The organism is Streptomyces sp. cg35 (assembly GCF_050410835.1).
In the GTDB taxonomy this organism is placed as follows: domain Bacteria; phylum Actinomycetota; class Actinomycetes; order Streptomycetales; family Streptomycetaceae; genus Streptomyces.
In genome coordinates this window covers 4,890,841-4,909,147 of the sequence record NZ_CP191268.1, presented here as the reverse complement: position 1 = coordinate 4,909,147, position 18,307 = coordinate 4,890,841, and the positions used below count along the sequence as shown (strand labels likewise).

Here is an 18,307-nt window from a genome sequence, read left to right as displayed (position 1 = left end):
GCGTGCCTGAATCGACCATGCGTCATTTTTTCCGCCGCGCGGGCTCGTCCGTGTGGTCGTACCTGCGCAGCGCCCCCGGCACGTACCTCTGGCTGGCGGCGCTCTTCGTCACGACGGTCGCCGTGCACCACATGAGCCCGGAGTTCGAGCAGGACTTCCTGCGCCAGCGCTCCACGAACCTGCACGAACTGTCGAAGAACCCGATCCGGGTCCTGGTCTCCTCGGCGTTCTGGATCGACGGCAGCAGCTGGTGGCCGTACGCCGTGCTCTACACGGTCTTCCACGCGCAGGCGGAGCGCTGGCTCGGCACGGCCCGCTGGCTCGCGGTCGCCGCGGCCGCGCACACCCTCGCGACGCTGATCAGCGAGGGCGCCCTGCTGTGGGCGGTCCGGCACGGCCACGCGCCCACGTCCTCGGTGAACACCCTTGACGTCGGGGTGAGTTACGCGCTGGCGGGCGTCGTCGCGGTCCTCACGTACCGCATCGCGTCGCCCTGGCGGTACGCGTATCTGGCGGTGGTCCTCGTCGTCTACGGCGCTCCGCTCGTCACGGGCCGCACGTTCACCGACCTGGGCCACTTCACGTCGGTCCTGATCGGCCTGGCCTGCTACCCGCTGACGCGGGGCCGCGGCGAACCCTGGAACCCGCTGCGCCCGGCTAGGAGATCCCGGCCCGCTTGAGCACGGCCGCGAACGACGCCCGGTCGTACATCGCGTCCTCGCCGCCCCCGGCCTTCTTCCCGTCGATCGTCACGGCCGGCGTGCCCTGCACCCCGTCGTCGCGGAAGGCCCGCATCGCGTCGCCGACCCACTTCTCGTACGACCCGTCGCGCACGGCCTTGTCGAAGGCGGCGCCGCGCAGCCCGTCCACGGTGCCCGCGATCTTCAGCAGAAAGCCGTCCGTGTAGGCGTCGTCGGACTCGTCCTCGGGCTGGTTGGCGAAGACGGCGGCATGGAACTCGGCGAACCTGCCCGCGTCCACGGAGGCGCGCAGCGCGTTCGCCGCCTTCACCGAGCCCGAACCGCCCAGGTTCTTGTCGAGGAACGACGCGATCGTGTACTCGATCTTCACGTCACCGTCGGCCACCGGTCTCACCAGCGCCCGCGCGCCGCCCTCCTCGAACTTCTTGCAGAAAGGGCAGCGCGCGTCCTCGTACACCTTGACCGTGTGCGGCGCGTCCGCGTCGCCGACCGTGATGACGGCCCCGTCCGCGCGCGCGGGCAGCCCGGCGAGCCCGGCGGAGTCGTCGACGGCCCGCACCTCGGTGACCGTCTGCCGCGCCGGGCCCGAGGAAGAGCTGCCGCCGCCCGACGCGCAGGCCGCGAGCCCGGACCCGAGCCCCACCACGACCGCAGCCGTCACCGCACCCCGCACCGCGAGCCTCATACCAAATCCTCCTGAACCAGCCGGATCCGTCCAACCTACGCACGGCTCCGCCCGCGTCCACCCGCCGAACGGCCCGACCCCGCGGGACCAACGCCCTCTCCCCCCTGCCGCGAACCCCGCCCCACGCAGTAACGTCCACCGCCATGAGCAGCGCGAACAGCATCAGCGGCGGGGGCGGCCCGGCCAACGGCGGCATATCGTTCTGGTACGCGGACGACGGCATCCCCCTCGCCCGCGAGCCCCTGTCGGGCGACGCGAGCGCCGACGTCGTCATCGTCGGCGGCGGCTACACGGGGCTGTGGACGGCGTACTACCTCAAGAAGGCCGCCCCCTTCCTCCGCATCACGGTCCTGGAGCAGAAGTTCTGCGGCTACGGCGCCTCCGGCCGCAACGGCGGCTGGCTCTACAACGGCATCGCGGGCCGCGACCGCTACGCCGCCCTGCACGGCCACGAGGCGGCGGCCCGCCTCCAGCAGGCGATGAACGACACGGTGACCGAGGTCATCGACGTGGCGAAGGCCGAATCCATCGACGCGGACATCCATCACGGCGGCGTCCTCGAAGTCGCGTACACACCGGCCCAGTTGGCCCGCCTCAAGGCCTTCCACGCCACGGAGCTCTCGTACGGCGAGAAGGACCGCACCCTGCACGGCGCCCGCGAGACGGCGGACCGGATCCGGGTGGCGGGCGCGGTCGGCTCCACCTGGACCCCGCACGGCGCGCGCCTGCACCCGGTGAAGCTCCTCAAGGGCCTGGCGCGGGCGGTCGAGGACCTCGGCGTGACGATCCACGAGTCGACGCCGGTCACCGAGATCAAGCCGAAGCACGCGGTCACCCCCTACGGCACGGTCCGCGCGCCGTACGTCCTGCGCTGCACGGAGGGCTTCACCGCCTCCCTCAAGGGCCAGCGCCGCACCTGGCTCCCGATGAACTCCTCGATGATCGCCACGGAGCCGCTGACGGCGGCCCAGTGGGAGTCGATCGGCTGGGAGGGCCGGGAGACCCTGGGCGACATGGCCCACGCCTACATGTACGCGCAGCGCACCGCGGACGACCGCATCGCGCTCGGCGGCCGCGGCTTCCCCTACCGCTTCGCCTCCCGCACGGACAGCGACGGCCGCACCCAGCCCCAGACGATCGAGGCCCTCACCGAGATCCTGACCCGCTTCTTCCCGCAGCTCACCGGGGTCGGGATCGCCCACGCCTGGTCCGGCGTCCTGGGCGTCCCGCGCGACTGGTGCGCCACGGTCACCCTGGACCGCTCGACGGGCCTCGGCTGGGCGGGCGGCTACGTCGGCTCGGGCGTCGCCACCACGAACCTGGCCGCCCGCACCCTGCGCGACCTGGTCCAGCAGGACTCCGGCCAGTCGGGCTCCACGGACCTCACCACCCTGCCCTGGGTCAACCACAAGGTCCGCAAGTGGGAGCCGGAGCCCTTCCGCTGGCTCGGCGTCCACGGCATGTACGCCACGTACTACGCGGCCGACCGCCGCGAACTCACCACGCACACCGCGGACTCCTCCCGCCTCGCGAAGGTCGCGGACCGGATCGCGGGACGCCACTGAAACCGCCTGCCACCTCCCGCGACAACCCCAAGTTGTCGCGGGGGTACGGCAGTTGTTGGCCGCCCCGCCCCCGCGGGCGCTTGACTGCGGGCATGAACACAGACCTCACCCCCAAGGCCGTCGTCATCCGCTACGTCGAAGCCGTCGCCGCCGGCGACCTGGCCGTCATCACCGACTCGTTCGCCGAGGACGCCGTCTGGATCTACCCCGGCCACGACCTGCCGCTCACCGGCACCTGGAAGGGCCGCGACACGATCATCGAGGACTTCCTCGGCAAGGCCACCGGCACCCTCTTCGCCCCCGGCTCCACCCCCACCGTCACCCTCACCGGCGTCATCGCCGAGGGCGACAAGGTCGTCGCCGAATGGCACGCCGAGGGCGACGCGGCCACCGGCAGGCGCTACGACAACCGCTGCCTCGGCGTCTACACCGTGCGCGGCGGAAAGATCACCGAGGTACGGGAGTACGCGGACACCCGGCACGTGGGAGAGGTCCTGTTCGGCCTGTGACCGCCCGGGCGGGGAAGAAAGAGAGCCCCCTGTCGGATTCGAACCGACGACCTACGCATTACAAGTGCGTTGCTCTGGCCATCTGAGCTAAGGAGGCAGCCCGAGCAGTGTAACCAACCCGGAACCCTGCCCCTCGAAAATTTCGGCGAATCTCACAGGTCCCGACCTACTGACAGACCGGCCACCCCCCGGGTACGGTCCGATCAGTTCACCCGCGTGGACTAAACCAGTGCTTCACGCCGCTGCGGCAGCAGCCGTGGCGGCCCCACCTTTACAACGGATCGTCCGGCACGTTCCTGCCGGTGAAGGGGGCTTCACAGCCATGGCTTCTGTCACGTTCGACAAGGCGACCCGCGTCTACCCGGGTTCCACCAAGCCCGCGGTCGACGGCCTGGACATCGAGATCGAGGACGGCGAGTTCCTCGTCCTCGTCGGTCCCTCCGGCTGCGGAAAGTCGACCTCCCTGCGCATGCTCGCGGGTCTCGAGGACGTCAACGGCGGAGCGATCCGCATCGGTGACCGCGACGTCACGCACCTGCCGCCGAAGGACCGGGACATCGCCATGGTGTTCCAGAACTACGCGCTCTACCCGCACATGTCCGTCGCCGACAACATGGGCTTCGCGCTCAAGATCGCCGGTGTGAACAAGGCGGAGATCCGGCAGAAGGTCGAGGAGGCCGCGAAGATCCTCGACCTCACCGAGTACCTGGACCGTAAGCCGAAGGCCCTCTCCGGCGGTCAGCGCCAGCGTGTGGCGATGGGCCGCGCCATCGTGCGTGAGCCGCAGGTGTTCCTCATGGACGAGCCGCTGTCGAACCTCGACGCCAAGCTCCGTGTGTCCACCCGTACGCAGATCGCGTCGCTGCAGCGCCGCCTCGGCATCACCACCGTCTACGTCACCCACGACCAGGTCGAGGCCATGACGATGGGCGACCGCGTGGCGGTCCTCAAGGACGGTCTGCTCCAGCAGGTCGACTCGCCGCGCAACATGTACGACCGCCCGGCCAACCTCTTCGTCGCCGGCTTCATCGGCTCCCCCGCCATGAACCTGGTCGAGGTCCCGATCACCGACGGCGGCGTGAAGTTCGGCAACTCGGTCGTCCCGGTCAGCCGTGAGGCCCTCAAGGCCGCCTCCGACAAGGGCGACACCACCGTCACGGTCGGCGTCCGCCCGGAGCACTTCGACATCGTCGAGCACGGTGGCGAGGCCGCGAAGACCCTCACCAAGGACGCCAGCGACGCTCCGGCGGGCCTCGCGGTCTCCGTGAACGTGGTGGAGGAGCTCGGCGCCGACGGCTATGTCTACGGTGCCGCGCAGGTCGGCGGCGAGCACAAGGACCTGGTCGTCCGGGTCAACGGCCGCCAGGTGCCGGAGAAGGGCGCCCAGCTGCACGTCGTGCCGCGTCCGGGCGAGACCCACGTGTTCTCGACGTCGACGGGCGAGCGCCTCTCCGACTGACACCTCCGAAGTCGCCCGCAGGGCCCCGCGCTTCGGCGCGGGGCCCTGTGCGTACGCCCACGTTGTCGACAAATACCCCGGCAAATAAGACATTTAGGCCAGTGGCGTCAACGCCTAGGCAAAGAAACGTAGTTGTCCGTCGCTCGGTCGAGTGACTAAATGTCGCCAAATCATCACCGACCGCTACGCTCACTCGCGTGACGCACTCCGCTAACTACACCCAGAAGCCGCGCCGAGCCCGGGGCCGGGGCCCCGCCCGCCGCGCCGCCCGCACGCTCGCGTTCGTCCTGCCGGTGATGCTGGTGCTCTCCGGGACGCTCGCGGTCACCCGAGTCAACTGGTCCGGGAGCTCCTCGGACTCCATCCTCACGGCTTCCTCACAAGATGTCTCCGCGCGCGCCAAGTCGCGCGCCCCCCAGGACATCCTGCGCGACCGTCTCCTCCAGGAACTCCAGGAGGAGAACCCCGGCGTCGCGCTGACCCATCTCCAGCAGGAGATCGACCGCCGTCCCTCGCTCGCCAAGCACTGCATGTCGATCGCGAAGGCCCTGGGCCGCGCCGCCGTGCAGGCGTACGGACCGGCCCGCGCGCAGGGGTACGCCCGCCCGGTGTGCGACACCTCCTTCGCCTCGGGGGTGGCCGGCTTCCGCGCCTGAGCGCCCATGAGCTCGCGACAGCCCCGGCGGGCCGTGCGCACGTACAGTTCCGGTCATGACGACCGCTGAACCGGCCGCGCACGGCCCGCACTCGTATCCGCACCGCCCCACGCAGGCCGTCGTCCTGGCGGGCGGCCAGGGCTCGCGCCTGCGCCCGTACACCGACGACCGGCCGAAGCCCATGGTGGAGATCCCCGGCACGGGGACGCCGATCATCGGCCACCAGCTGACCTGGCTCGCCGAGGAGGGCGTCACCGACGCGGTCGTCTCCTGCGGCCATCTCGCCGAGGTCCTCCAGGAGTGGCTGGAGGAGGCCGAGCTGCCGCTGCGCGTCACGACGGTCGTCGAGAAGGAGCCGCTGGGCCGCGGCGGCGGCCTGAAGTTCGCGGCCGCGCACCTCCCCCACCAGGACCGCCCCTGGTACGCGACGAACGGTGACATCTGGACCCGGTTCTCGCTGCGCGAGATGGCCGACTTCCACCACGAGCGCGAGGCCACCGCGACCCTGGCACTGGCCCGGCCGCGCATCCCCTGGGGAGCCGTCGAGACGGACGCGTTCGGCCACATCACCGACTTCGTCGAGGCCCCGCCGTCGCCGTTCCTCATCAACGCCGGCCTGTACGTCTTCTCCCCCGAGTTCGCGTCCCTGCTCCCGGACCTCGGCGACCACGAACGCACCACGTTCCCCCGCCTGGCCCGCGCCAAGAGCCTGGCCGGCTTCCCGATCCCGCAGGGCGCGTACTGGCGGGCGATCGACACGGCGAAGGACCTCAGAGAGGCCGCCAAGGAGCTGTCCGCGCTGGGGCGTTGACCTCCGAGACGCATACGGCGACGGGGCCCGCACAAGAATCGTGCGGGCCCCGTCGCCGTACGGGAGGAACCGGATCAGCCGAGGATGCCGCCCACCAGGCCCGGCTTCTTGTCGGCGCCACCGTCGGAACCGCCGGACGACGAGCCGCCGTCCGAGGTGCCGCCGGTGCCCGTACCGCCGGACGTCGGCGCGCCACCGGTGCTGGCCGGGGGCTGCTGCGGCGTCGTCTGCTGCGGCGGGGCCTGACCGGCCGTGGTGCCCTGCGTCTGGCTGGGCGTGGTGCCCGCGCCGGTGGTGCCGGCGGTCTCCCGGGCGGCACCGCCGGGCGCACTCGGCGCGCCGGACGGGCTCGCCGTGGTGCCCTGCGTCGGGGACGACTCGGCCGCCGACGGGCTCGTGGACTGGCGCTGCTTCTTGCCGGGCTCCGAGGGAAGCGGGGAGCCGGGCAGCTCGTTGCGCGGGGCGTCGCCGGGGCCGGGCGCGGTGACCCGGTCGGCGTCGCGGACGGCACCGCCGAGCAGCGAGCCGATGAGCAGCGTGCCACCGATGACGAGCGTCGCGATGACCGTGCCGCGGCGCAGCACGTAACGGCGCAGGTCCCACAGGGCGGTGCGCGGTCCGAGCCGCCGCCAGGCACCGCCCGCGAGCCGTCCGTCGATCGAGTAGACCGGGGCACCGGCGATGATCAGCGGCGACCAGGCGGCGAGGTAGATGATGTCGGGCGCGTCGTAGACGGGGACGGTCTTCCAGCTGACGGTGAGCAGCAGCGCGGCCGAGAGCAGCGCGCCGAACACGGCGGCGACCCGCTGCCACAGGCCCAGGACGGTGAGCACACCGACGATGACCTGCAGGAACGCGATGACGAGTCCGGCGCCGACCGGGTGCTGGAGCGCCCAGTCGCGCATCGGCTCGGCGAGCCGCGCTCGCCGCCGTCGAAGTAGACGGGGTCGCAGAGCTTGCCCATGCCCGCGTAGATGGAGATGAATCCGAGGAAGACGCGCAGCGGAAGGAGGACGACGCCGAGGTTCATCCGGCGTCCGGGGTAGTAGGCGTGCCGGACGGGGCCGTAGCGCCGGGCGGCGGTGGTCTCCTGCTCCGACTCGTCGTCGGGTCCGTCGAACTCCTCGTCGTCGTAGGGGAGCCGGTCGAGCTCGCCGGTCTCCTCGAAAGCGCTGCCCGCCTGCCGCATCTGCTGCGGCAGGATCCGGGGGCCGTCGCCGCCCTGCCCGACGACGGGCGTCTGCGCGGTGGGCTCACCGTCGTACAGATCGAGGTCGTCGGCGAGGTCGCGGTCGAGGTCGACGCGCGGGATGACCTGCGTGGCACCGCCGTCGTCCGGCTCGCCCGCGCGCCGCGCGGACTGCAGGAGGCCGCTGGCGGCGAGGTCCCCGCCGCTCATGACGACGCGGCGCCGCCGGGCACCCGGGGTGCCCGCGGCCGTGATGACAGGGACGCGCGTGGTCGCCGCGTCGGCTCCGGAAACGCGCAGGGCGTTCATGTGCCGTGCGATGCGCGGGAGTTGCGTCTGCTGCGCCCTGGGAAGCTGCACGCGGAAACTCGCGTGGTTGACGATGACCTGCGCCGGGTCGCACGGAACCTTCACCATGCTCAGCGCGGGAGCGTCGTCGAATCCCGACGAGCGGTCCCCCGAGGGTGTGCGGGGCGTTCTGGTGTCCACACTCATCTAACCGAGTGATGTGTGTTTAGGACACTGCCTTGACCGCACCGAAATGTCCGGGCCCCGTCAAGGTCATGGGGCCCGGACCGGACGGAGGGCTCAGGCGCGGCGGCGCGCCGCCTCGTACAGCACGACTCCCGCCGCGACACCGGCGTTCAGCGACTCGGCGCCGCCCGGCATCGGAATGCGGACCCGGAAGTCGCACGTCTCGCCGACCAGGCGGGACAGGCCCTTGCCCTCGCTGCCGACCACGATGACGACCGGGCCGCTGAGTGCCTCCAGGTCACCGATCTCGTGGTCGCCGTCCGCGGCCAGGCCCACGATGGCGACGCCGGCCTTCTTGTACTGCTCCAGGGCGCGCGTCAGGTTCGTCGCGCGCGCCACCGGGGTGCGCGCGGCGGTGCCCGCCGACGTCTTCCAGGCGCCCGCGGTCATCCCGGCCGCGCGGCGCTCGGGCACGACGACCCCGTGCCCGCCGAACGCGGAGACGGAACGGACGACCGCGCCGAGGTTGCGCGGGTCGGTGACCCCGTCGAGCGCGACGATCAGCGGGTCCTGGCCCTCGTCGTAGGCGGCGGCGACCAGGTCCTCCGGGTGCGCGTACTCGTACGGCGGGACCTGGAGGACGAGGCCCTGGTGGTTGAGCCCGTTGGTCATGCGGTCGAGCTCGGGGCGGGGGGCCTCCATCAGGTGGATGCCGCCGCGCTCACCGGCGAGCTGCAGCGCCTCGCGCACGCGCTCGTCGTTGTCGATGAACTGCTGCACGTACAGGGTGCTCGCGGGCACGCCCTCGCGCAGCGCCTCGACGACCGGGTTGCGGCCCACGACCATCTCGGAGGCCGACTTGCCGCGCGGGCCGCCGGTGCGGCTGGAGGGGCGGCGGGCGGCCTGCTTGGCCTGGGCATTGGCGATGCGGTTCTTCTTGTGGCCCTTGCGTGCCTCGGCGGGCGGGGTCGGGCCCTTGCCCTCCAGGCCCTTGCGCCGCTGGCCGCCACTGCCGACCTGCGCGCCCTTCTTGCCGGACATGCGGCGGTTGTTGTTGGCGGCCATGACCTACCTGTCTCTTACGTGAATGTGTCGGTGTACGTCTATGAAGTGTGCCGCCCGATCGCGCGGGCGGCACATTCACCGGATGTCAGCGCGGTCCGAGGGACCAGCGCGGCCCCGACGGGCTGTCCTCGATGACCAGGCCGGACTGGCCGAGCTGGTCGCGGATGGCGTCGGCGGTGGCCCAGTCCTTGCGGGCGCGGGCCGACTCGCGCTGGTCGAGCACGAGCCGGACGAGCGTGTCGACGACGCCGTGCAGGTCCTCGCCGCGGTCGCCCTCGCCGGCCCAGTGCGGGTCGAGCGGGTCGAGGCCGAGGACGCCGAGCATGGCGCGCACCTCGGCGAGGCGGGCGACGGCGGCTTCCTTGTCGTCGGCCGCGAGCGCCGAGTTCCCCTGCCGGACCGTGGTGTGCACGATGGCCAGGGCCTGCGGGACACCCAGGTCGTCGTCCATCGCCTCGGCGAACGCGGGCGGCACCTCGTCGGCCGGGTCGACGACCCCGCCGGCCTTCTCCGCCACGCGCTGGATGAAGCCCTCGATGCGCGCGAACGCCGACTCGGCCTCGCGCAGCGCTTCCTCGCTGTACTCGATGGTGGAGCGGTAGTGCGGGGTGCCCAGGTAGTACCGGAGCACGATGGGCCGCCAGTGCTTGACCATCTCGGAGACGAGGACGCTGTTGCCCAGCGACTTCGACATCTTCTCGCCGGACATCGTGACCCACGAGTTGTGCACCCAGTACTTCGCGAACTCGTCGCCGAAAGCCTTGGCCTGCGCGATCTCGTTGTCGTGGTGCGGGAAGATCAGGTCGATGCCGCCGCCGTGGATGTCGAAGGCGGAGCCCAGGTACTTGTGGGCCATCGCCGAGCACTCCAGGTGCCAGCCGGGCCGGCCCCGGCCCCACGGCGTCTCCCAGCTCGGCTCGCCCGGCTTCGCGGACTTCCACATGGCGAAGTCGCGCGGGTCGCGCTTGCCGGTCTCGCCCTCGCTCTCGGGCTGCAGCAGGTTGTCCAGCTCCTGGTTCGACAGCTCCAGGTAGCCGGGGAAGGACCGCACGTCGAAGTAGACGTTCCCGTCGGCCTCGTACGCGTGGCCGCGCTCGATGAGGCCGCGCATCATCTCGACCATCTCGGTGACGTGGCCGGTGGCGCGCGGCTCGTACGTCGGCGGCAGGCAACCGAGCGCCGTGTAGGCGTCGTTGAACGCCCGCTCGTTCTCGTACCCGATCGACCACCACGGCCGGTTCTGCTCGGCCGCCTTCTTGATGATCTTGTCGTCGATGTCCGTCACGTTGCGCACGAACGTCACGTCGTAGCCGCGGTACGTGAACCAGCGGCGCATGATGTCGAAGTTCAGTCCCGACCGGATGTGCCCGATGTGCGGGGCCGCCTGGACGGTAGCGCCACACAGGTAGATCGAGACACAGCCCGGCGTGAGCGGGGTGAAGTCACGGATCTGCCGGGCGCTGGTGTCGTACAGGCGAATAGTCACCCCTCCAGGGTAGTGGGCCCGGAGGGGTGCCATGGGCCCGCCGGTGTCACAGCCTGCCGACGACCTTGCGTGCCCTCACCCGTACGACGACCCGCTGGGCGTCGTCGGCGGACGTCGGGTTGAACTCGGCGTACTTCTTGCCGGTGTACTTGAGGGACAGCTCGTCGATGAGCTCCTGGCCGCCTTCGGTGGTGATGTCGGCGGTGCCGCGGATCTCGGCGTACGTGTACGGGTTGTCGGCGGGCTGCACCAGGACCGTCACGCGCGGGTCGCGGCGCAGGTTCTTCTCCTTGCGGCGGTCGACGGTCGTGGAGAACAGGACGTCGTCGCCGTCGCGCTTGACCCACACCGGGGAGACCTGGGGGCTTCCGTCGGGCTGGATGGTGGCGACGTTGATGAAGACCTTGCTGTCGAGCAGTGCCTTGAGCTCGTCGGACAGCTGGGCGGACATGTGCTCACTCCTTCTCGGAGGACTTCTCGGGGGTCGGTTGACGCGTACCCGATCCTGCGGGAACACCCCGGGGCGCCGCGGCATTTCGCCGCCGATTGCGCGCGGGTGTCACCCACCGGGACAGGACCGCCGAGGCCAGCGGAACCGCCGCGAGCGCCGACCAGAGCGCGGGCGCGGGCAGGGTGAGCAGCGCGCCCGTGGCGGCGCTGCCGGCGAGCACGGCGAGCCCGGAGACGGAGGAGAGCGCGCCGGTGGCGAGGCCGAGGTGCCGTTCGTCGACGAGGTCGGGGACGAGGCCGCGGGCCGCGGGGACCAGGAGCATCTGGCCGAGCGTGAGCAGGACGACCAGGGCGCAGGCGGGCGCCAGGGCGTACGCGCCGTGCCGCGGGAGCCAGGCGGCGCTCGCCGCGACCGCCGCGAATCCGGCGGCGACGAGGACGAGTCCCCGGGTCAGCGCGGTGCGCGGGGCGAGGCGGCCCGCCGACCAGCGGGTGACGGGCAGCTGGGCGCCGACCACGAGCAGGGAGGAGAGGGCGAACAGCGGGCCCACCGCGTCCTGCGAGCCGGTGGTGCGGGTGAGCTCGACGGGCAGGGCCAGGTAGAGCTGGTTGTAGGCGATGAGGTAGCCGCTGTACGCGAGGCAGAGCGCGAGGAAGCGGGGGCGCGTGAAGAGGCCGCGGACGGCCCCGGCAGCGGCGGCGGGCCGGGCGCGTTCGGGCTGCCGGCGCGGCATGAGGCGGGCGTGCCCGGCCAGGACGGCGACGAAGACCAGGGCGCCCGCCAGGCACGCGGCGCGGAACCCGGCGAACAGCAGGGCCGTGCCGAGCAGCGGTCCGAGGAACGCGCCGGCCTGCCCGGCGGCCGAGAAGACACCGAGGACGTGGGCGCGCGGGAGGCCGGTGGCGCGCTCGTGGCGGACGGCCTCGCGGGCCGTCTCCGACTCGACGGCCGGGGAGAACAGGGCGGCGGCGAACCCGACGAGGACGACCGCTGCGACCACGGTGGCCGTGGTGGCGGCGAACGCGAGCCAGACGAATCCGGCGATGCGCAGGGCGCAGCCCGCGAGCACCACCGGGCGCGGGCCGAACCGGTCGGTGAGCGCGCCGCCCACGACGAAGAGGCCCTGCTGGCTGAAGGTCCGCAGGCCCAGGACCAGGCCGACCGCCCAGCCCGCGAGCCCGATGCCGTCGGTGAGGTGGGTGGCGAGGTAGGGCAGGACGGCGTAGAAGCCGAGGTTGAAGCAGAGTTGGGTGACGGTCAGCATCAACAGGTAGGCGTTCAGGTCGCCGATGCGCAGCCGTCTCGGGTGGGCCCGGTTCACGGGCGGTTCGCCGTGGCGGGTCCGGTCGTCCGTCGGGTGCGGCGCCGTCGTGGCCTGCCGCGCCGTTCCCCGCGCCCCTGGGGAGCCGAGGCCAGCGCCACCATCGCGCCGACGCACGCCAGCGCCGCCGCAGGGGCCAGGACCGACCACGGCGCCCGTTCCGCGTACGGCAGGTTCTCCATCAGGAGGCGGCCCCATTCGGGGGCGGGCGGCTGGGTGCCGAGGCCGAGGAAGCTGAGGGAGGCGAGGGCCAGGGTCGTGGGGGCCAGGCGCAGTGCCGCGTGCCGGGCGACCGGCGGCAGCACCCCGGTCAGGACGTGGTGGCGCAGGATGTGCCACGGCCCGGCGCCGTGCACGAGGGCGGCCTCGACGTGGCCGGAGGCCCGCTCCGTCTCGGCGAGGGCCGCGGTGTGCGCGGCGAGCGGCGCCCAGCCGACCGCGGCGACGGCGACGGCCGCCCCGGTCATGCCCGCGCCGAAGAGACCGGTGACCAGGAGCCCGGCGAGGATCGCGGGCAGCGCGTTGGCGACCTCGGTGAGGCCCGCGGTCCAGCGGGCCAGGCCCAGGGCCACCCCGGCGACGAAGCACGCCGCGCACACCGCCGCCGCGACGGCGAGGGTGCGCAGGGCGCCGTGTCCGAGCCGGGCGAGCACGTCCCGGCCGAGCGCGTCCGTGCCGAAGGGGTGCGCGCCGGACGGCGGGGCGAGCCGCGCGGCCAGGTCGACCTGGAGCGGGTCGCGGGTCAGCCCCCACACGATCACCGCGAGGAGCGCGACGGCCAGGGCCCCGGCCGCGTACCGCCGTGCGGGCCCGCCGCCGCGCTGCGGGGCCAGGCCGGGCAGCGCCCCCGCCTTCAGGGCCGGGCCGAGCAGGCGCCGCCGGACGAGCCCGACGACGACGGCGGCCGTCACCCCGAGCGCGAGGAGGACGATCAGGCAGCCCTGCAGGAGCGGCAGGTCCAGGTCGAGGGCCGCGGCGACGGCGGTGCCGCCGAGCCCCGGGATCGCGTAGACGGCCTCGACGGCGGCCGCGGCGCCGGTCAGGCCGACCACGGTGAGGCCCGCCTGCGGCAGCACCGCGGGCAGGGCGCGGCGCGCCGCGTGCCGGGCGATGCGCGCGCGGGGCATGCCGTTCGCCCGCCAGGTCCGCACCCAGGGTTCGGCGAACGCGGCGGGCAGCGCGTCCTGCCCGAGCCGCCCGAGGACGGCGCCCGCGGGGATGCCGAGGGCGAGCGCCGGCAGCACGGCCGAGGCGGGCGACTGCCAGCCCTGCGCGGGGAACCAGCCGAGCCGTACGGCGAAGAGCGTCGCGAGGACGGAGGCGAGCAGGAACTCGGGGAGCGCGGCGAGGATCCCGGCGCCCACCCCGTTCGGCGGCCGGGTGGCGCCGCGGCGCAGCGGCGGCAGGCACAGGGCGACGGCCACGACGACGGCGACCACCATCGCGTACGCCATCAGCGACACCGACACCCCGAAGGCGGCGGACACGTCGGCGCCGACGTCGGCGCCGGTCACCCAGGAGGCGCCGAGGTCGCCGTGCGCCAGGCCGCGCAGCCACTGCCCGAGGAAGGTGAACGGGCCCTCCCCCAGGCCCAGCTGATCGCGCACCTCGGCGAGCTGCCGCGGGGTCGTGGGCGCGTCGCCGTAGCGCGCGTGCAGCACGGTCAGCGCCGGGTCGGTGCGGGTCAGCCAGGGCAGCAGCGCGGTGACGGCGAGGAGTCCGCCCGCGGCGAGGACCCGTCCGATCGCGGTCTTCATGCGGAGCGCGTCTCCAGACCGACGAACTGTCGCTCGTAAGGGTCGAGGACGACTCCGCGCACCCCGGCGCCGACGCCCTGCAGATGTTCCTCGTGGACGACCGGCACGGCCGCGTCGGTGCGCAGGATCGCGGCCTCGGCGGCGAGCACGGCCCGCTGCCGTTCGGTCCCGGCGAGCCCGGCGGCCGCGCGCACGGCGGCGTCCACGGCCGGATCGCGCAGCTGGGAGATGTTGAAGCTGCCGCCGCTCGTGAAGTCGGAGGCGAGGTACGAGACCGGGTCGCCGGTGTCGAGCGCGGTGGAGCGCGACATCAGGAACGCGTCGTAGTCCCCGTCGAGCGCCCCGGCCTCCAGGCGCGCGTAGTCCTTGACGACGAGCCGCACCCGGAACCCGGCCCGCTCCAGCTGCTGCTGGAGCGCGGCGGCGACCTCGGGCAGCTCGGCCCGGTTGGTGTACGTGGCGAGCGTGAGGCGCTGCCCGCGCGGCGTCGCCGCCTTCGCGCGGCCGGTGACCGGGAGCTGCTTGCCGTCGGCCCAGGCGAACCCGGGGCCGAGCAGGCCGGTGGCGCGCTCGGCGTACCCCTCGTAGACGCTGCGCGCGAGCGCCGAGGTGTCCATGGCCTCGCGCACGGCGGCCCGCAGCCCGGCGTCGGCGAGCGGCCCGGTCCGCGTGTTCAGGTACAGGGTGGTGGTGCGCACGGTGGCGACCTTGCGGGCCCGGTCGCCGAGGACCAGGGCCTGCGCGGCGGGCACGAACTCGGCGAGCTCGATCTGGCCCGAACGCAGCGCGTTGGCGCGGGCGTTGTTGTCGGCGACGAAGGTGACGTCGACGCCGCGCGCCGCCGCCTTCCCGGCCCAGTGCCCGTCGAACCGGTCGAGCGTCGCGGACACCGCGCCGTTCAGCCGCGTCAGCGCGAACGGGCCGGTGGCGTGGCCGACGGGGTCGACCGCGCCGTCCTTCCCGTACGCGGCCGGGGAGAAGACGGCGAGGGACGGGTTGGCGAGCCGTGCGGGCAGCAGCGGATCGGCGGCGCCGGTGCTGATCCGCACGGTCCGCTCCCCCACCGCGCTCGCGGTCAGCTCCACGTCGCTGAGCACGCGCGGCCGCACCTCGGCCCGCCCGGCGGCCCGCAGCGCGCCGACGACGGCCGGCGCGGTGACGTCCCGGCCGTCCTGGAACCGCGCGCGGCGCAGCGTGAACTCCCAGGTCCTGGAGCCCGTACGGGTCCACTTCGCGGCCAGCGCCGGATGGATCACCCCGTCGGTGTCCATGCGGGTGAGCCCGTCGACGACGGCGAGCCGGCTGAGCAGCAGCCCGTCGTCGCCGTACGGGGACAGGCCCTGGGTGGGCGCGAAGGCGAGGTCGACGGCGATCCGGCCGCCGCGCGCGGTGCCGGTGAACGAACCGCAGGCACTGGTGAGCCCGATCCCGGCCGCCGCCAGCAGAAAGCCGCGGCGGCGCATCAGGCGACGGGCACGGGGACCGGCGCGGGCAGCGGCAGTTCGAAGTGGACGATGCCCTGGCCGCCGCCGGGCAGCTCGCGCTCGTCGCAGACCTCGTGGGCGAGGGCCCGCCAGAACGGTTCGGCGCCGGTCACGGCCGGGTCGGTGTGCAGGTAGAGCCGCTCGTATCCGCCGACGGCCGCGGCGAAGTCGGTCAGCTCGCGCACGAGGGCGCGGGCCAGTCCGTGCCGCCGGTGCTCGGGGCGTACGTAGATGCGGCACAGCTGGGCGGTGCTGCCGGACGGGAAGCGGTCGGCGACCCACTGCGGGTTGGGCGGCGCGGCCGGGCCGCGGTCGCGCACCCCGCCGGTGGCGACGATCTCCCCGCTCGGCACGTGCTCGGCGACGAGCAGGGTGCACCGCTCGGGGCGCAGATAGGCGGTGGCCGGGTCGATGATGTCGGCGTGCCAGCGCGGCACGTACCCGGACCTCAGATCGCGGTACACGGTGTCCAGCATGACGGCCCGGGCCCCGTCCACATCGCCGTCACCGGCCACGCGGATCACGTATTCACCCATTGCCTGACACTGCCTCACCACGACCGGACACCTGCCCAGCCATGCTAACTGCAACTGATGTGCAGCAAGCCGCCGGTCAGGAGCCGGCCGGGGTCCGCACCACCAGCGCGGTCGCGATCGCCATCAGGCCCTCGTCCCGGCCGGGGAAGCCGAGCCCGTCGGTGGTCGCGCCGGACACGGAGACCGGCGCCCCGGCCGCCTCCGACAGCACCTTCTGCGCCTCGTCGCGCCGCTTGCCGATCTTGGGGCGGGGGCCGACGACCTGCACCGCGACATTGCCGACGGTGAACCCGGCCTCGCGCACGATGCGCGCGGCCTCGGCCAGCAGGGTCAGCCCGCCGGCGCCGGCCCACTCGGGCCGTCCGGTCCCGAAGTGCTGCCCGAGGTCACCGAGCCCGGCGGCCGAGAACAGGGCGTTGCAGGCGGCGTGCGCGACGACGTCGGCGTCGGAGTGCCCGGCGAGCCCGGGCCCCTGGCCCTCCCACTTCAGCCCGGCGCACCACAGCTCACGGCCTTCCTCGAAGGCGTGGATGTCGGTCCCGATGCCGACCTGCGGAAGGACCATGTGGCCAGAGTGGTCAGAACCCATCGTTGGCCCTCCTGCGGGCGAGTACGGCCTCGGCGAGGACCAGGTCGAGCGGTCGCGTCACCTTGAACGCCTCCTCGTGCCCGGGCACGAGCACGACCTGCAGGCCGAGCCGCTCGACCATGCTGGCGTCGTCGGTGACGTCGTCGGTGACGGTCTCGTGGGCGCGCACGAGCGTGGCGTGGTCGAAGCCCTGGGGCGTCTGCACGGCGCGCAGCCGGGCCCGCACGGGCGTCGCGACGACGGGCTCGGGCGAGCCGTCGGCCGTCGGCACGACCTCCTTGACGGTGTCCGCGAGCGGCAGCGCGGGCACGACGGCCGGTGCCCCGTCGCGGACGGCCTCGATGACCGCGTCGACCGTGTCGACCGGGACCAGCGGCCGGGCCGCGTCGTGCACGAGCACGATGTCGATGCCGGGCGGCAGCGCGTCGAGCCCGAGCTTCACGGACTCCTGGCGCGACTCGCCGCCCGGCACGACGGCGAAGTCGGTCCGCTCGGGCAGGGCGTGGTCGGCGAGCAGGCTCTTGACCTCGGCGGCGCCGTCCGGCGGCGCGACGACCACGACGAGGGAGACGGAGCGGGACGCCGCCATGGCGCGGACGGCGTGGATCAGCATCGGGGTGCCATTGAGCGCGCGGAGCGCTTTGGGGGCGCCCGGACCGAGGCGTACGCCCCGTCCGGCGGCCGGAATCACGACCGCGGTGCGGGCGCCACCGGCAACGGGACGCGTTTCGTCAGACATCGCTTCCGTTCAGGTTTGTACGCTCGGGGGTGGTGGGTATGGCCACATCGTGTCGGGCGCGACTTCTTGACCGGACCCTTCCGTGACACTGGTCGAGCCAGCTGCCCGGGCCCGGCACACCCAAAGCGGGCGTTCCCGCCAGGGATATCCGGCAGGAATATGCGGGGGATGTGCGGGTACGAACATGCCGCAGCGCCCGGCGACACGATCAGCGTCAGCGGGCGCCACGGCATTGTTCCTACGCGGCGGCAGCGCGTATCAGGACGCGAGAACCTCGTCGAGCAGGGCCTCGGCCTTGTCCTCGTTCGTGTTCTCCGCGAGAGCGAGCTCGCTCACCAGGATCTGGCGAGCCTTGGCGAGCATGCGCTTCTCACCCGCGGACAGTCCGCGCTCGCGCTCGCGACGCCACAGGTCACGCACGACTTCCGCGACCTTGATGACATCGCCCGAAGCGAGCTTCTCCAGGTTTGCCTTGTAACGGCGCGACCAGTTCGTGGGCTCCTCGGCGTACGGCGCGCGCAGTACCTCGAAGACCCGGTCGAGCCCGTCCTGACCGACCACATCACGCACGCCGACGAACTCCGCATTGTCCGCTGGCACACGTACCGTCAGGTCGCCCTGGGCGACCTTCAGCACCAAGTAGGTCTTGTCCACGCCTTTGATCTGGCGAGTTTCGATAGCCTCGATCAGCGCGGCCCCGTGATGGGGATAGACCACGGTGTCGCCAACCTTGAACGTCATGTGACAGGTACCCCTTCCGTGGCTATCCAGGGTAACACGGAAACGGCGGGTTCTGAATGGCGTTTTCGCAGGTCAGGGCATATCTCGGG

17 protein-coding genes, 1 tRNA gene and 1 pseudogene are annotated in these 18,307 nt (G+C 72.9%); 6 read left to right on the top strand and 13 right to left on the bottom strand.

The window, feature by feature from the left end; all coding sequences use genetic code 11:
• The first annotated feature begins 17 nt into the window (after positions 1-17).
• Positions 18-680 (top strand): rhomboid-like protein, encoded by a 663-nt coding sequence (locus ACQUQD_RS22390; RefSeq protein ID WP_428953906.1) that lies wholly within the window; start codon positions 18-20, stop codon positions 678-680.
• Here the strand turns inward: ACQUQD_RS22390 and ACQUQD_RS22385 are convergent.
• Positions 658-1,386, bottom strand: coding sequence for a DsbA family protein (locus ACQUQD_RS22385; protein WP_428953905.1), 729 nt, complete (start codon positions 1,384-1,386; stop codon positions 658-660). The genes ACQUQD_RS22390 and ACQUQD_RS22385 overlap by 23 nt on opposite strands.
• Positions 1,387-1,529: 143 nt before the next feature.
• Here ACQUQD_RS22385 and ACQUQD_RS22380 point away from each other — a divergent pair, with 143 nt between their 5' ends.
• Together ACQUQD_RS22380 and ACQUQD_RS22375 are read left to right on the top strand one after the other, a co-directional pair.
• Positions 1,530-2,951, top strand: a complete 1,422-nt coding sequence (locus tag ACQUQD_RS22380) for an NAD(P)/FAD-dependent oxidoreductase (protein ID WP_428953904.1) — start codon at positions 1,530-1,532, stop codon at positions 2,949-2,951.
• 92 nt (positions 2,952-3,043) lie between these two features.
• A complete protein-coding gene (locus tag ACQUQD_RS22375) occupies positions 3,044-3,460 on the top strand; it encodes a nuclear transport factor 2 family protein (RefSeq protein ID WP_428953903.1) in 417 nt (138 codons plus the stop codon).
• Between the two features lie 23 nt (positions 3,461-3,483).
• Here the strand turns inward: ACQUQD_RS22375 and ACQUQD_RS22370 are convergent.
• A tRNA-Thr gene (locus tag ACQUQD_RS22370) sits at positions 3,484-3,557 on the bottom strand.
• Between the two features lie 225 nt (positions 3,558-3,782).
• Between ACQUQD_RS22370 and ACQUQD_RS22365 the strand changes: the two genes are divergently transcribed.
• The 3 genes from ACQUQD_RS22365 (at position 3,783) to ACQUQD_RS22355 (ending at position 6,386) form a co-directional block, all read left to right on the top strand.
• Positions 3,783-4,919, top strand: a complete 1,137-nt coding sequence (locus ACQUQD_RS22365; RefSeq protein ID WP_428953902.1) for an ABC transporter ATP-binding protein — start codon at positions 3,783-3,785, stop codon at positions 4,917-4,919.
• 197 nt (positions 4,920-5,116) lie between these two features.
• A complete protein-coding gene (locus ACQUQD_RS22360) occupies positions 5,117-5,575 on the top strand; it encodes a hypothetical protein (protein ID WP_428953901.1) in 459 nt (152 codons plus the stop codon).
• A gap of 55 nt (positions 5,576-5,630) precedes the next feature.
• Positions 5,631-6,386 (top strand): nucleotidyltransferase family protein, encoded by a 756-nt coding sequence (locus tag ACQUQD_RS22355; protein ID WP_428953900.1) that lies wholly within the window; start codon positions 5,631-5,633, stop codon positions 6,384-6,386.
• A gap of 74 nt (positions 6,387-6,460) precedes the next feature.
• Here ACQUQD_RS22355 and ACQUQD_RS22350 read toward each other — a convergent pair.
• The 11 genes and pseudogenes from ACQUQD_RS22350 to ACQUQD_RS22300 form a co-directional block, all read right to left on the bottom strand.
• A pseudogene (locus ACQUQD_RS22350) lies at positions 6,461-8,070 on the bottom strand (DoxX family protein).
• Between the two features lie 93 nt (positions 8,071-8,163).
• Positions 8,164-9,114 carry a 23S rRNA (guanosine(2251)-2'-O)-methyltransferase RlmB gene (rlmB, locus tag ACQUQD_RS22345; RefSeq protein ID WP_428953899.1) on the bottom strand — a complete coding sequence of 317 codons (951 nt, stop codon included), beginning with the start codon at positions 9,112-9,114 and terminating at the stop codon, positions 8,164-8,166.
• 85 nt (positions 9,115-9,199) lie between these two features.
• Complete coding sequence (cysS, locus tag ACQUQD_RS22340) at positions 9,200-10,600, bottom strand: cysteine--tRNA ligase (protein ID WP_428953898.1); 1,401 nt, start codon at positions 10,598-10,600, stop codon at positions 9,200-9,202.
• 46 nt (positions 10,601-10,646) lie between these two features.
• Entirely contained in the window at positions 10,647-11,051 is a 405-nt protein-coding gene (locus ACQUQD_RS22335; protein ID WP_428953897.1) for a PPOX class F420-dependent oxidoreductase, read from the bottom strand.
• Between the two features lie 4 nt (positions 11,052-11,055).
• Positions 11,056-12,315, bottom strand: coding sequence for an MFS transporter (locus tag ACQUQD_RS22330; RefSeq protein WP_428957626.1), 1,260 nt, complete (start codon positions 12,313-12,315; stop codon positions 11,056-11,058).
• A gap of 53 nt (positions 12,316-12,368) precedes the next feature.
• Entirely contained in the window at positions 12,369-14,129 is a 1,761-nt protein-coding gene (locus ACQUQD_RS22325; RefSeq protein WP_428953896.1) for an ABC transporter permease subunit, read from the bottom strand.
• Positions 14,126-15,592, bottom strand: a complete 1,467-nt coding sequence (locus ACQUQD_RS22320) for an ABC transporter substrate-binding protein (protein ID WP_428953895.1) — start codon at positions 15,590-15,592, stop codon at positions 14,126-14,128. Before ACQUQD_RS22320 ends, ACQUQD_RS22325 begins: the two co-directional genes overlap by 4 nt.
• Positions 15,592-16,149: a GNAT family N-acetyltransferase gene (locus ACQUQD_RS22315; RefSeq protein ID WP_428953894.1), complete on the bottom strand. Its 558-nt coding sequence runs from the start codon at positions 16,147-16,149 to the stop codon at positions 15,592-15,594. Before ACQUQD_RS22315 ends, ACQUQD_RS22320 begins: the two co-directional genes overlap by 1 nt.
• A gap of 76 nt (positions 16,150-16,225) precedes the next feature.
• Positions 16,226-16,714: a 2-C-methyl-D-erythritol 2,4-cyclodiphosphate synthase gene (gene ispF / locus ACQUQD_RS22310; protein ID WP_428953893.1), complete on the bottom strand. Its 489-nt coding sequence runs from the start codon at positions 16,712-16,714 to the stop codon at positions 16,226-16,228.
• A 13-nt stretch (positions 16,715-16,727) separates the two neighbouring features.
• Positions 16,728-17,477 carry a 2-C-methyl-D-erythritol 4-phosphate cytidylyltransferase gene (gene ispD, locus ACQUQD_RS22305; protein WP_428953892.1) on the bottom strand — a complete coding sequence of 250 codons (750 nt, stop codon included), beginning with the start codon at positions 17,475-17,477 and terminating at the stop codon, positions 16,728-16,730.
• 258 nt (positions 17,478-17,735) lie between these two features.
• Positions 17,736-18,218 carry a CarD family transcriptional regulator gene (locus ACQUQD_RS22300; protein ID WP_003953493.1) on the bottom strand — a complete coding sequence of 161 codons (483 nt, stop codon included), beginning with the start codon at positions 18,216-18,218 and terminating at the stop codon, positions 17,736-17,738.
• Between the last annotated feature and the right edge of the window lie 89 nt (positions 18,219-18,307).

Bases quoted from the DNA above. Each gene is read 5' to 3' on its own strand.
- ACQUQD_RS22390 (WP_428953906.1), top strand. From the start codon at position 18: ATGCGTCATTTTTTCCGCCGCGCGGGCTCGTCCGTGTGGTCGTACCTG.
- ACQUQD_RS22385 (WP_428953905.1), bottom strand. From the start codon at position 1,386: ATGAGGCTCGCGGTGCGGGGTGCGGTGACGGCTGCGGTCGTGGTGGGG.
- ACQUQD_RS22380 (WP_428953904.1), top strand. From the start codon at position 1,530: ATGAGCAGCGCGAACAGCATCAGCGGCGGGGGCGGCCCGGCCAACGGC.
- ACQUQD_RS22375 (WP_428953903.1), top strand. From the start codon at position 3,044: ATGAACACAGACCTCACCCCCAAGGCCGTCGTCATCCGCTACGTCGAA.
- ACQUQD_RS22365 (WP_428953902.1), top strand. From the start codon at position 3,783: ATGGCTTCTGTCACGTTCGACAAGGCGACCCGCGTCTACCCGGGTTCC.
- ACQUQD_RS22355 (WP_428953900.1), top strand. From the start codon at position 5,631: ATGACGACCGCTGAACCGGCCGCGCACGGCCCGCACTCGTATCCGCAC.
- rlmB (WP_428953899.1), bottom strand. From the start codon at position 9,114: ATGGCCGCCAACAACAACCGCCGCATGTCCGGCAAGAAGGGCGCGCAG.
- ACQUQD_RS22335 (WP_428953897.1), bottom strand. From the start codon at position 11,051: ATGTCCGCCCAGCTGTCCGACGAGCTCAAGGCACTGCTCGACAGCAAG.
- ACQUQD_RS22330 (WP_428957626.1), bottom strand. From the start codon at position 12,315: ATGCTGACCGTCACCCAACTCTGCTTCAACCTCGGCTTCTACGCCGTC.
- ACQUQD_RS22325 (WP_428953896.1), bottom strand. From the start codon at position 14,129: ATGAAGACCGCGATCGGACGGGTCCTCGCCGCGGGCGGACTCCTCGCC.
- ACQUQD_RS22320 (WP_428953895.1), bottom strand. From the start codon at position 15,592: ATGCGCCGCCGCGGCTTTCTGCTGGCGGCGGCCGGGATCGGGCTCACC.
- ACQUQD_RS22315 (WP_428953894.1), bottom strand. From the start codon at position 16,149: ATGGGTGAATACGTGATCCGCGTGGCCGGTGACGGCGATGTGGACGGG.
- ispF (WP_428953893.1), bottom strand. From the start codon at position 16,714: ATGGTCCTTCCGCAGGTCGGCATCGGGACCGACATCCACGCCTTCGAG.
- ispD (WP_428953892.1), bottom strand. From the start codon at position 17,477: ATGTCTGACGAAACGCGTCCCGTTGCCGGTGGCGCCCGCACCGCGGTC.
- ACQUQD_RS22300 (WP_003953493.1), bottom strand. From the start codon at position 18,218: ATGACGTTCAAGGTTGGCGACACCGTGGTCTATCCCCATCACGGGGCC.